Below are 11,570 nucleotides of genomic sequence, written 5' to 3' on the forward strand. Positions count from 1 at the left end.
TCATATTCCATACATAATTGGGAGGGGTTTTATGAACAAAATAGGTGTTGGTATTGTAGGTTACGGTTTTTCTAGTACAACCTTCCATATTCCATTGCTACAAACAATTGAAGACTACGAAATTCGTGCGGTTGTTTCTTCACAAGAAGAGAAAGTAAAAGCATCATTTCCACATGTAGAAGTTGTGACAACAATCGATGAGCTTGTTATGCAAGAGAGCATAGATCTTATCATTATTACATCTCCTAATACAACGCACTTTGAATATGTAAAAAAGGCAATTCTTCACGGTAAACATGTTGTTGTTGAAAAGCCTTTTGTTGTTACTGTTGAAGAAGGGGAAGAGTTAATAGCACTAGCGAAGCAGTATGGTATTGTGTTAAGTGTATATCATAACCGCCGCTTGGATAACGATTTCAGAACGATTCAAAAACTATTACAAGATGATAAAATTGGTAAAGTTTATACGTATGAAGCTCATTTTGATAGATTTCGTCCGCATGTTCGCGATCGTTGGCGTGAACATAAATTACCAGGATCAGGGATGTTATTTGATTTAGGCTCACATCTTATTGATCAAGCGTTACATCTATTTGGTATGCCGGAAGCAGTTTATGCAGATGTTATCAATCAGCGCCCAGGGTCGCAAATAGATGATTATTTTCATATTATTCTTCATTATGAAGAAATGCGTGTTATTCTTCATAGCAGTAGTCACGTTAAATATGCAGGTCCTCATTTTAGCATTCACGGTGAAAAAGGCTCGATTGTTAAATATGGAATGGATTCCCAAGAGGAGCAATTAAAGACTGGTAAGAAACCTGGTGATGTAGGCTATGGAGAAGATGCTATGCATATGTATGCTATTCTTTCTACAGAGGAACAAGAAATTCGTGTTCCAACAGAAATAGGGTGTTATGAGAACTATTATAAAGGTGTCCGAGATGCGATAATGAAACAAGAAATGCCACCTGTTACTGCTGAGGAAGCCCTAAATGTGATTCGTGTTATTACAGCTTGTTTACAAAGTAGTCAGCAAGGAATGATAGTGAAATGGTAGAGTCAGTGCATGCGCTGACTCTTTTTGTATGTTAGCAAATCATGTCGGAATTTTACGAGAAAACGCTAACGATTTTTATTGTACAACCTTTATGTATAGATTAATATTTTAAATATTAGAAATATTATAAATTTAGGGGGAGTACTGTGAAGAAAAAGATATCGCTTTTGTTATCAGGTGTTTTATTAGCGGGAATGATGGCGGGATGTAATGCGAATTCAGCTTCTACTAAAACTGAAACAAAGGAAAGTAAAGTAATTAAAATTGCTTCTGAATCCCCTCTTTCTGGTGGATCAGCTGCTTTTGGAGAAGCCATTAAGCTTGGAACGCAGCTTGCAGTAGATAAACAAAAAGAGGAGTTTAAAAAACTAGGTTTTGAATTGCAATTTGTTCCGCAAGATGATCAAGGTGACCCGAAAAAAGGGGTTGCTAATGCTCAGTCTGTCGCAGCTGATAAAGAAGTATTGGGCGTTGTAGGACATTTAATGTCAGGTGTATCTATTGCCGCTTCTGAAACATATGAGAAAGCAAATCTTGTTATGGTATCGCCATCGAGTACGGCAGTTGAATTAACAGAACGTGGATTAAAGACTGTTGCACGCCTTGTTGCAAGAGATGATTTCCAAGGTCCGGCGGCAGCGAAATATGCGCTTGAAACAGTAAAGGCAAAAAATATTTTTGTAATTCAAGATAAAACAGCTTACGGTACAGGGTTAGCTGATGCATTTAAAAAAGAAGCAGAAAAGCTAGGAGCAAAAATTGTCGGTTATGAAGGGATTACAGTTGGTGAGAAAGATTTTAGTGGTGTGTTAAACCAAGTTGTCGCGAAAAAGCCAGATCTTGTTTATTTTGGTGGTATGTATTCAGAAGGCTCCGTTTTAGTAAAACAAGCACGTGAAAAAGGGGTTACAGCACCAATTATGGGTGGTGACGGTATCGATTCTCCAACAATGGCAGAAGTTGCAAAAGATGGATTAAAAGATACGTATTATACAACAGTAGCGACAGCACCAACGGTAACAGAGAAAGGGAAAGCATTTGTGACAGAATATAAAGAGAAGTTCAAAAAAGATGTGGAGGCATACTCTGCATATGGATATGATTCAGCTGGTGTTATTTTACAAGGAATTAAAGATGCCATTAAGAAAAATGATGGTAAATATCCAACGCGTGAACAAGTACGCGATGCAGTTCGTACTATAAAAGAATATGATGGCGTTATTACGAAAGTAGCTTTCGATGATAAAGGTGATAACAAATTTGCAAAAGTTTATATTTATAAGTATGAGGGTGCGAAATATCCAGGAAGACAAGACGGAGAAGTAAGCAAATAATGAAAAAAAACCCGGCAGAGGCCGGGTTTTTTTAGTTTGGATTAGAAAGTCCATAAAAAAACATTGTGAGGATTTCTTTTGTTTGTTGTTCACGATGTTCACCAACTAAGTGTGCAACGAATTGATCACTCATTTTAGAAAACGTATTGATATATAACAAAATCATATCTTTTGAAAGATTGGGGTTAATTTCTTTTTTCTGTTGTGCTTCTTCTATAAAGTGAAGAAAAAGGGGAAGCGCTTTATCTTTTTGATATGTAAATAGAAAATTACGCAATTCTTCATCTGTTTGCATTGCTTGTTCAATCATTTCAGGATGTAAACGGTTCACACTTTGTAATTTTCGAGTCATAATACGATGTATTTTTTCTTGAAAAGATAAGTCGCTCGTTAACAGTTCTTCATAATAATGAACCTCTTGAATGGTAAACTCTTGAATGAGTTCGCGAAATAAAGCATCTTTACTTCCGAAGTGATTATATATTGTAACTTGTGAAACGCTTGCTTGTTTTGCAATATCTTCTATTTTTACATCTTTAAATCCGAATTTAGAAAACAGTTCTAGTGCAGCGGCTTTAATAGCCTGCTTTTTCTTCTCTTTCACCTTTTCAAAACCGTTCATATGAATCACCTCCACTTAAATATACAAGATGATAAGAAAGGAAACAATATTTTTGAAATATAGGCTTTATAAAATTTCAAAAAATGTTGATTCTCTTATAACAGAGGAGTATAATATTTTTGAAATATGGTATATAAAATATTTCAAAAAGAGGTGATCTTATGTTAATTGTTCAAAACGTCACGAAACAATTTTCAAACGGAAAAGGCTTATTCGATGTTTCATTTCAAGTAAAAGAAGGGGAAGTATTTGGTTATTTAGGACCAAACGGAGCAGGGAAATCAACAACAATTCGTAATTTAATGGGATTTATACAACCTACTTCTGGAACAGCGACGATGTTTGGATTGGATTGCTGGAAGGATGCGGCTGATATTCAAAAAAGGGTTGGATATTTACCAGGAGAGATTTCTTTTATAGAAGGAATGAATGGATTGGGATTTTTGCAACTTATGCAAGGAATGCGTGGTATGAAAAGTAATGGCCGACGTGATGAATTAATTGAGCGCTTTCAGTTTGATGTGAAAACACCCATTCGAAAAATGTCTAAAGGAATGAAGCAAAAAGTAGGGATTGTAGCAGCCTTTATGCACGATCCAGAAGTGCTCATTTTAGATGAACCAACTTCAGGTTTAGATCCGCTTATGCAGCAGTTATTTGTTGATCTTATATTAGAAGAAAAACAAAGAGGAAAAACAATTTTTATGTCGTCTCATATTTTTACAGAAATTGAACGGACATGCGATCGTGTAGGGATTATTAAAGACGGAAAGTTACTTACAGTAGAAAATATTCATGATTTGAGAGCAAAACAACGGCAAGTTCTTGATGTGACAGTATCTTCACAAGAACAATTGCAAGAATTACAGAAAACGGCACTACAAATTGCTAGTGTGCAAGGGAATACAGCTTCGATTATTGTACAGGGAAACTATAATGAACTTCTTCAAACTTTAGCGCAACATGATGTAATTGGTTTTCAGATGAGAACAATGGATTTAGAAAATGTCTTTATGCATTACTATGATGAGGAAGGAGCAGATCGGTTATGAGTAAAGCGCTATTTGTTGCTAGTTTAAAAGCAAATGCCAAAATGATTTTGAACTATGCTATTGGTTCAGTTCTTTATTTATGGTTACTAATTTGGATCTTTCCATCATTCTCATCTGTAAAGGGATTAGATGAAATACTGAAAGCGATGCCTCAAGGGGTATTAAAAGCAGTGGGATTTGAAAAAGGGATTGAACAATTGAATGATTTTTTAGCTGGAGAATATTATGGTTTAATCTTTGTTTTATTGTTGATGATATATAGTATTTTAGCATCAACACAACTAGTTGCTCATCTAGTTGATAGAGGATCAATGGCTTATTTATTATCTACATCTGTTTCGCGTACAAAGGTAATTTTGACACAAGCATCTGTCTTAATTATAGGGCTATTTACGATCGTTATAGCTACTTATCTTGGCGGTTTAGTCGGGGCAGAATGGCTAATTGAAAAGGTATCCCTTGATAAAGTATTATTTTTTAAACTCAATCTTCTTGGTGGACTTGTATTTCTTGTTATTTGTGCATATTCATTTTTCTTTTCCTGTTTATTTGATGATGAAAAGAAAGCGTTAAGTATTTCTACAGGTATAACAGTATTGTTTTATGGATTTGATATGTTAGGGAAGTTGAGCGAGAAATTGGAATGGATGAGAAATTTATCTATATTTAACTTGTATCGACCGCAAGAAATTGTTGATGGAAGCTATAATATATGGCCGCCAAGTATTGGTTTACTTATAGCAGCTATTATTCTTTTTATAATTTCTGTTATTGTTTTTAAGAGAAGAGATTTGCCTTTATGATGATCTAATAAAAAGAAGAGGTGAATTGGCTTTTTTAGGTAGACAGTAAAAGAGTTTATCTGATGTGGTGGACTGGTATTATCCCTTTTAGGTGAATATTATGAAACAGCAATTAAGAAACCTTACCGCTTTATTTAACGTATTTCAGAAAGAAGTCCCCATCTTCAAGCACGTAACAGGCAGTAGCCTAGCGGTAAGGTGGGGATGAATTTCGGTTAGGCACAGTCTAACTCATTTGTAAAAACAACCAATTGTTATTATGGTGGATACATTCTAATTCCAATATCTTCACTTCAGATTCGCTGGGAGGGACGAATGAATTCGCTCTCTGTTGTACCACAAACAAAAAAGGCTGCTTAAAAACAGCCTCACATATGTTGGTACCATGCTTTTTACTTTCTGTTTTCAACAAACGGCACCAAACGTATTCTCCCTAATCACTAGTTCCTAATACATCTGTGTTTGGAGGTTCATACCCCATCTGACGTATCATGGCTGAAATCTGTCCCTTGTGATGGAATTCGTGAGTGATTGCATGCGTTATCAATTTACCAGGTGTAATTGATAACGTTTCTCCTTCTTCTCTCCAAGGGATCTCCCTCTGAATCGGCTCATCCATGTGATGGGCAAGTACTTCAAATACCTCATTTACAAGAGAATCTATATGTTCAAAGCGTACTTTTATTTCGATCAAACTGAGTTGTTGCAGGTCTTCCTTTGAAGTGAGCGGTTTCTTCGTTTTTAATAAAACAAATGAGCCAAGCCAAGCGTTATAACAGTCTGCTATGTGTACCATTGTATCTCGCACGCTTTGCCAACCGAACCCCATTTGGCGAGTAAAGTCATTTGGTTCTAGTTCTTTACAAAAGTCAAGAAGTACGGATCGAGTCTGTTTGACCCATTCATATTCGTTTTTATGCATTACATACGCTCCTTTATTTGGTGTTTAAAAAAATTATTCCATACTTAATGTCCTAATCCTTCTTCTAACTATCCTGCTTCGTTTGTTCAATAAGAAAAATCAATAATGTTCTTTAACAAAGCCAAAATTTTAATAAAGAAAATGAAAAGATGCAGTAACAGTTAATGGCGATGGATTTTCCACACTGGAAGTTATTTTGTAAAAAGGATTAGCGTTTTTGTTTAGTATCGATCGCTTTATCCCGTAAAAGCCCGATTGGTTCAACTAACCATCAGTGGGGGATGAAGAAAACCTCCACTGATGGAAGTTTCACTTTATATTAGAAGTCCGTAATTATATAGTGTAAGAAATAATAAGAGTGTTGCTATTGTTACGAAGAGTAAAAATAAAATTGTCAGACAAAACATGAGAAAGTTTTGCTGGAAATACAAGAGAATAAAATGAAAGAATCATAAAGAGGATATGTATAAGAATGCAATATATTGTAAATCATTGTTTTATATGTTTTTTTAAAAAAATAGTAATAAATAGTAATAAATAAAAGGATTTAAGCATCCATACAGTAAGGGGATGCCTTTTTTCTTGAGTTATTTTACAGAATGATTATAAATATTACTGTAATAAAATAATTTTTTAAATTTTTTTAATAATACCACTTTACAAAATCAAAAAAATTAGTAGAATATTAATTAATAGAAATTTTCTGATAACTATATAGAAACATAAAGTTATCAAAAAAGTTTCTCACAAGTAGTATCGTACATAAAATTAGGGAGGGTACAAAATGAAAAAGATTAAAAAAATCTCAGCTGTAGTAGTGCCAGTGTTAGCAATGAGCGTGGCTTTAACAGCATGTTCGGGATCAGGGGACAAAAAAGCAAGCACAGAGCCAAAAAATGAAGAGAAAAAAACAGAAGGTAAGTTAGCATCAAAACAAGTGTTAAACTTACTAGAAACGCAAGAAATTCCGTCTATGGACTCTTCTAAAGCAACAGATGCAGTATCTTTCCTTGCTTTAAATAACGTAATGGAAGGATTATATCGTCTGGATAAAGACCAAAAACCAACTCCAGGTATGGCGGAATCGTATAAAAAGAGCGATGATGGCAAAACATATACGTTTAAGCTTCGCAAAGATGCGAAATGGTCAAATGGTGATCCTGTAACAGCGAAAGATTTCGTATTTGCATGGCAACGTTTATTAGATCCAAAAACAGCTGCTGAATACGCATTTATTATGTATGATGTGAAAAATGCACAGGCAATCAACGAAGGCAAAGCACCAGTTGATTCTTTAGGTGTAAAAGCTGTTGATGACAATACATTAGAAGTGCAATTAGACAACCCAGTGCCATATTTTATTGAATTAACAACATTCGGTTCTTTCTATCCGTTAAATGAAAAGGTTGTAAAAGAAAAAGGCGATAAATACGGTTTAGAAGCAGAGAACTTAGTATACAACGGTCCATTTGCTATGACAGAATGGAAACATGAACAAGGTTGGAAGCTGAAGAAAAATGATCAATATTGGGACAAGAGCACAGTTAAGTTAGAAGAAATCAACTTTAACGTTGTAAAAGAATTATCTACTCGTGTTAACTTATATGAAAGCGGCGAAGCTGATCGCGTTGCTTTAAGTGCTGAATATGTTGATAAATATAAATCGAAGAAAGATGAATTTGGAAGCTATTTAGAGCCATCTACATTCTTCTTACGATTAAACGAAAAACGTCTGAAACAACAAGACACGCCGCTTAAAAATGAGAAACTTCGTCAAGCAATCGCAAAATCATACGATAAGAAAGCGTTGGCGAACGTAATCTTAAATGATGGTTCTAAACCAGCTGACTATCTTGTACCAGCTGACTTCGTAAAAGGTCCAGATGATAAAGATTTCCGTACAATTAATGGAAATGTAAAATCTGTATCATATGATCCGAAAGAAGCGAAAAAACTTTGGGATGAAGCGAAGAAAGAGTTAGGTAAAGACGAAATCACACTTGAATTATTAAACTACGATACTGATAATGCGAAGAAAATTGGTGAGTACTTAAAAGAGCAATTAGAGAAAAACTTACCAGGCTTAAAAATTAACTTGAAAAACCAACCATTTAAGCAAAAACTAAAACTAGAAACAGATCAAGACTTTGATATCTCTTACGCTGGTTGGGGTCCTGACTATGCAGATCCAATGACATACATCGATATGTTTGAAACAACAAACTCTCATAACCAAATGAGTTACTCAAATAAAGAGTATGATGACATTGTTAAAAAAGGTAAAACAGATTTATTAACACAAGAGAAAACTCGTTGGGAACAACTTGCGAAAGCTGAGAAGATGTTACTTGATGATGCTGCAATTGCACCGCTGTACCAACGTGGAACTTCTTATTTACAACGTCCAACTGTACACAACATTGTTAAGCATAATGTTGGTGGTGATTTCAGCTACAAGTGGACATATATCACTGAAAAAGAAGATAAATAATTATTTAAAAAGAGGATGCGGTAACGTATCCTCTTTCTCTATGTGCACATTTTGAAGTGTAATGAATACATATGCAGTACTACAATAAATAAAAACATTCATTAATGAATGTTGTCATTTATGATAGTCAATCCGACTAATTAAGTTTTTCCGGGCAGAAATCTTCTATCTATATCCTTTGTTTTTCTGAATATGCCCGTTAAATGTGAGATAGAAGGAGATGTATATGAAACAATATTCTTATTTAGATTTCCTAGCAGCGTTTGGTATTGGCAGTGCACATCCAGGAGGTTTTACGTTAACAAAGCAATTATTAGCACAGCTTTCATTAGACCAGCATACAAAATTATTAGAGATTGGTTGTGGAACAGGCAGGACAGCTTCCTATATTGCGAAACAGTATGGCTCTGCTGTAAGTGCAGTTGAAATAAATGAAACGATGATTGAAAAAGCAAAAAAAAGATGGTATAAGGATGGAGTAAATATTGAGCTCATTGCAGGGAGTGTAGAGGCACTACCGTGTCGTGATGAAATGTTTCATATTGTATTAGGAGAATCCGTTCTTGCGTTTACAAATAAAAGGAAAGCGATAGATGAATGTTACCGTGTATTACAATGTGGCGGGACGCTGCTTGTTATTGAATTGGTAATTGAGCAACATTTACCAGTACATGAGGAAAAAAATATAGTAACTTTATATGGAATGGAACAACTGTTAACAGCACAAGAATGGGTTATACTCTTTAAACAGGCAAATTTTAAAACAGTACGTGTACTTGGAGGCGGAACCATTGCAACAACGATTTCTGCACATGTAGAAGAGCCAGAGTGGGATATATCAGATTTTATTTCACAAGATTTGTATAATGCATGGATTGCGCATGAACATATTTTACATCAATACAAGCATATATTAGGGCACCGGATTTTTATTTGTCAAAAATAAAGTGGAATTTTGATTAATGGTGGACTTCATTCTCCGTAAAAGCCCGATTGGGCGGGCTTTCCATCAGTGGTGGATGAAGAACCCTCCACTGATGGAAGTTTCATTTTATTAAAAAAAGCCAACAATATGTTGGCTTTTCTTTAAATGAAAAATAAAGCAGCTAATGAAACACCGAAAATAAATCCAAGACCAAGTTCAACGGCTCCAAATCCACCAAATCCACCAAACCCACCAAACCCACCAAACCCACATCTACATTCATCAAATCCACATCTACCACATCTACGAGATCTACCAGATCTACGAGATCTACCAGATCTACAGTCATCAAATCCAAATCCACAATGGTTACATTCACCTAAACCACCGCAGAAATCACAGCCGAAGCTACCACCAAAGCCAAACCCGTGGTCAAATCGTTTGCGATGAACGGGTTCAATCCATACTGATTCATCTGTTAGATCAACAATTCTTCCAATATGGATATTGCCTTTATAATCTTCAATACGTACGACTCGCCCATAATAACGCCGACATGTATGAAAATGTTTATGAGAACTCATATAATTTTGCCCCTTTCTCTTTCCAATATTACGATATGATAAAGGGACAAGAGCGGCTTGTACGTTTGTCTATTCCATCATAATTGCAGTGAAAAACGGGAATGATAAGGAAAGATTGTTTTCTAGTAATGAAAAATGTTACTCCCTGTTAGAGTGAGATAAAAAGGAGAGAAAAAAATGAGTCATTCAGATACATTTCAAACGTATGAAGTGTCATGGAATGCATTAACGGATGCACTTCGAAAAGAGATGACACGTCAAGTAGGAGCTGATATTATTGATACCATTGTCTGTGATTTACAAGATGGCTTTGAAGTGTATACATATATACAAGGAGATCTTGCGTTTGAATATAAGGAAGCACTTGAACGAAAATATGGCACAGATAGCAAATTTCCTAACATATTAACAGTATTACTATTGGCGGATATCTACAATGTAAAAGAAAGTAACATTCGTCTTCATGCTGATCACAAAGAAAATCCAGTTGTAGAAGTATACGTAAAACAATGAGAGTGCTTGTAGATTGCACTCTCATCTTTGTTATAATAAAAGATAGAAAATTAAGAAAAAAGGTGAAATTATGAAGCGAGTGCAGTTACGTGAACTAGGAGTGAAAATTGGAAAATATGATGTGGGAAAATGGAATGCTATTACTGATGTTGAAGGTGTCTTAGTGGGGCATGTTACTTTGAAGGAAGAAATGCATATTCGTACTGGTGTCACGGCGATTTTACCGCATGATGGAAATATATTTCGTGAAAAAGTATTCGCTAGTTCTTATGTTATTAATGGCTTTGGAAAAACGATTGGGACGATTCAAATACAAGAACTAGGTGTACTTGAAAGTCCGATTATGCTGTCCAATACATTTGCAGTTGCTCCAGTATTAGAAGGGACATTACGATATTTGCTAGAGCGGAATGAGGAAATTGGTGATACAACTGGAACTGTAAATATTGTTGTTGGAGAGTGTAATGATGGATATTTACATGACATTCGAACGCTTTATGTAAGACCCAAGCATGCAATTGAGGCCATTACAAACGCAAAAAATGGTCCAGTGGAAGAAGGATGCGTGGGAGCTGGTACAGGGATGGCTTGTTTTGGATATAAAGGCGGAATTGGTACAAGCTCACGCATAATAACTTTTACAAAAGATACGTATACGGTGGGTGTTTTAGTTGTTACGAATTTTGGGAGAAAAGAAGATTTATATATTCAAAAAGAGAACGAAGAAACTTTGCCGGATGGCTCTATCATGATTGTTATCGCAACCGATGCGCCGTTAAGTGATAGACAATTACATCGCATAGCAAAGCGAGCAACTTTTGGACTTGCAAAGGCGGGTTCTTACGGAGCGCATGGGAGCGGGGATATTGTTATTGCCTTTTCAACAGCACATCGTATTTCTCATACGCCAACTACAGAATCATTGCAGTATCAATTTTTGCGTGAAGATGGGAAAGAAATTTCTCATTTATTTGCAATGACAATTGAAGCCGTAGAAGAGGCAATTTGGAATGCTTTATGTATGGCAGAAACGATAGAAGGTAGAGGAAAAAGAAAATTAGAGGCGATATCTTATGAAAATCTAAAAAACATACTAAGGTTAAAATAATTTAATTATGTAAACTAATATAAATTATAGAGCGGAGCTTTGGTTATTACTATTACATACAAACTCTAAAGTATAAATGTCAGTTTTTTTATTACTCTATAGAAACCGATATAATTAAAACCGGATATATATGGCATAGGAAGTTGAAATGTACTT

The 11,570-nt window shown here is 35.2% G+C and carries 11 protein-coding genes; 8 read left to right on the forward strand and 3 right to left on the reverse strand.

Annotation, left to right across the window (positions count from 1 at the left end; genetic code table 11):
- The first annotated feature begins 31 nt into the window (after positions 1–31).
- The gene (locus ACTDJC_RS14905) at positions 32–1,060 is read left to right on the forward strand and encodes an oxidoreductase (RefSeq protein WP_098309903.1); all 1,029 of its coding nucleotides are present in this window, start codon (positions 32–34) and stop codon (positions 1,058–1,060) included.
- A gap of 194 nt (positions 1,061–1,254) precedes the next feature.
- A complete protein-coding gene (locus ACTDJC_RS14910; protein ID WP_098309932.1) occupies positions 1,255–2,394 on the forward strand; it encodes a branched-chain amino acid ABC transporter substrate-binding protein in 1,140 nt (379 codons plus the stop codon).
- 31 nt (positions 2,395–2,425) lie between these two features.
- On the opposite strand, the gene ACTDJC_RS14915 is transcribed toward ACTDJC_RS14910, so the two are convergent.
- A complete protein-coding gene (locus ACTDJC_RS14915) occupies positions 2,426–3,016 on the reverse strand; it encodes a TetR/AcrR family transcriptional regulator (RefSeq protein WP_253629952.1) in 591 nt (196 codons plus the stop codon).
- A 161-nt stretch (positions 3,017–3,177) separates the two neighbouring features.
- Between ACTDJC_RS14915 and ACTDJC_RS14920 the strand changes: the two genes are divergently transcribed.
- Positions 3,178–4,068 (forward strand): ABC transporter ATP-binding protein, encoded by an 891-nt coding sequence (locus ACTDJC_RS14920; RefSeq protein ID WP_440603877.1) that lies wholly within the window; start codon positions 3,178–3,180, stop codon positions 4,066–4,068.
- Positions 4,065–4,871, forward strand: a complete 807-nt coding sequence (locus ACTDJC_RS14925; RefSeq protein WP_440603878.1) for an ABC transporter permease subunit — start codon at positions 4,065–4,067, stop codon at positions 4,869–4,871. Before ACTDJC_RS14920 ends, ACTDJC_RS14925 begins: the two co-directional genes overlap by 4 nt.
- Before the next feature lie 433 nt (positions 4,872–5,304).
- On the opposite strand, the gene ACTDJC_RS14930 is transcribed toward ACTDJC_RS14925, so the two are convergent.
- Positions 5,305–5,793 carry a DinB family protein gene (locus ACTDJC_RS14930; protein ID WP_440603879.1) on the reverse strand — a complete coding sequence of 163 codons (489 nt, stop codon included), beginning with the start codon at positions 5,791–5,793 and terminating at the stop codon, positions 5,305–5,307.
- Positions 5,794–6,577: 784 nt separating this feature from the next.
- Here ACTDJC_RS14930 and ACTDJC_RS14935 point away from each other — a divergent pair.
- On the forward strand, positions 6,578–8,284 hold the full coding sequence (locus ACTDJC_RS14935; RefSeq protein ID WP_440603880.1) for a peptide ABC transporter substrate-binding protein: 1,707 nt from the start codon (positions 6,578–6,580) through the stop codon (positions 8,282–8,284).
- Between the two features lie 226 nt (positions 8,285–8,510).
- Positions 8,511–9,230, forward strand: a complete 720-nt coding sequence (locus tag ACTDJC_RS14940) for a class I SAM-dependent methyltransferase (protein WP_098309897.1) — start codon at positions 8,511–8,513, stop codon at positions 9,228–9,230.
- Between the two features lie 140 nt (positions 9,231–9,370).
- On the opposite strand, the gene ACTDJC_RS14945 is transcribed toward ACTDJC_RS14940, so the two are convergent.
- The gene (locus ACTDJC_RS14945; protein ID WP_440603881.1) at positions 9,371–9,793 is read right to left on the reverse strand and encodes a hypothetical protein; all 423 of its coding nucleotides are present in this window, start codon (positions 9,791–9,793) and stop codon (positions 9,371–9,373) included.
- 177 nt (positions 9,794–9,970) lie between these two features.
- Here ACTDJC_RS14945 and ACTDJC_RS14950 point away from each other — a divergent pair, with 177 nt between their 5' ends.
- Positions 9,971–10,306, forward strand: coding sequence for a hypothetical protein (locus tag ACTDJC_RS14950; RefSeq protein WP_253629948.1), 336 nt, complete (start codon positions 9,971–9,973; stop codon positions 10,304–10,306).
- A 70-nt stretch (positions 10,307–10,376) separates the two neighbouring features.
- Positions 10,377–11,414, forward strand: a complete 1,038-nt coding sequence (locus tag ACTDJC_RS14955; protein ID WP_440603882.1) for a DmpA family aminopeptidase — start codon at positions 10,377–10,379, stop codon at positions 11,412–11,414.
- Positions 11,415–11,570 lie beyond the last annotated feature (156 nt).

The sequence above is a fragment of the Bacillus sp. GB_SG_008 genome (genome assembly GCF_052038115.1).
Classification (GTDB): domain Bacteria; phylum Bacillota; class Bacilli; order Bacillales; family Bacillaceae_G; genus Bacillus_A; species Bacillus_A rhizoplanae.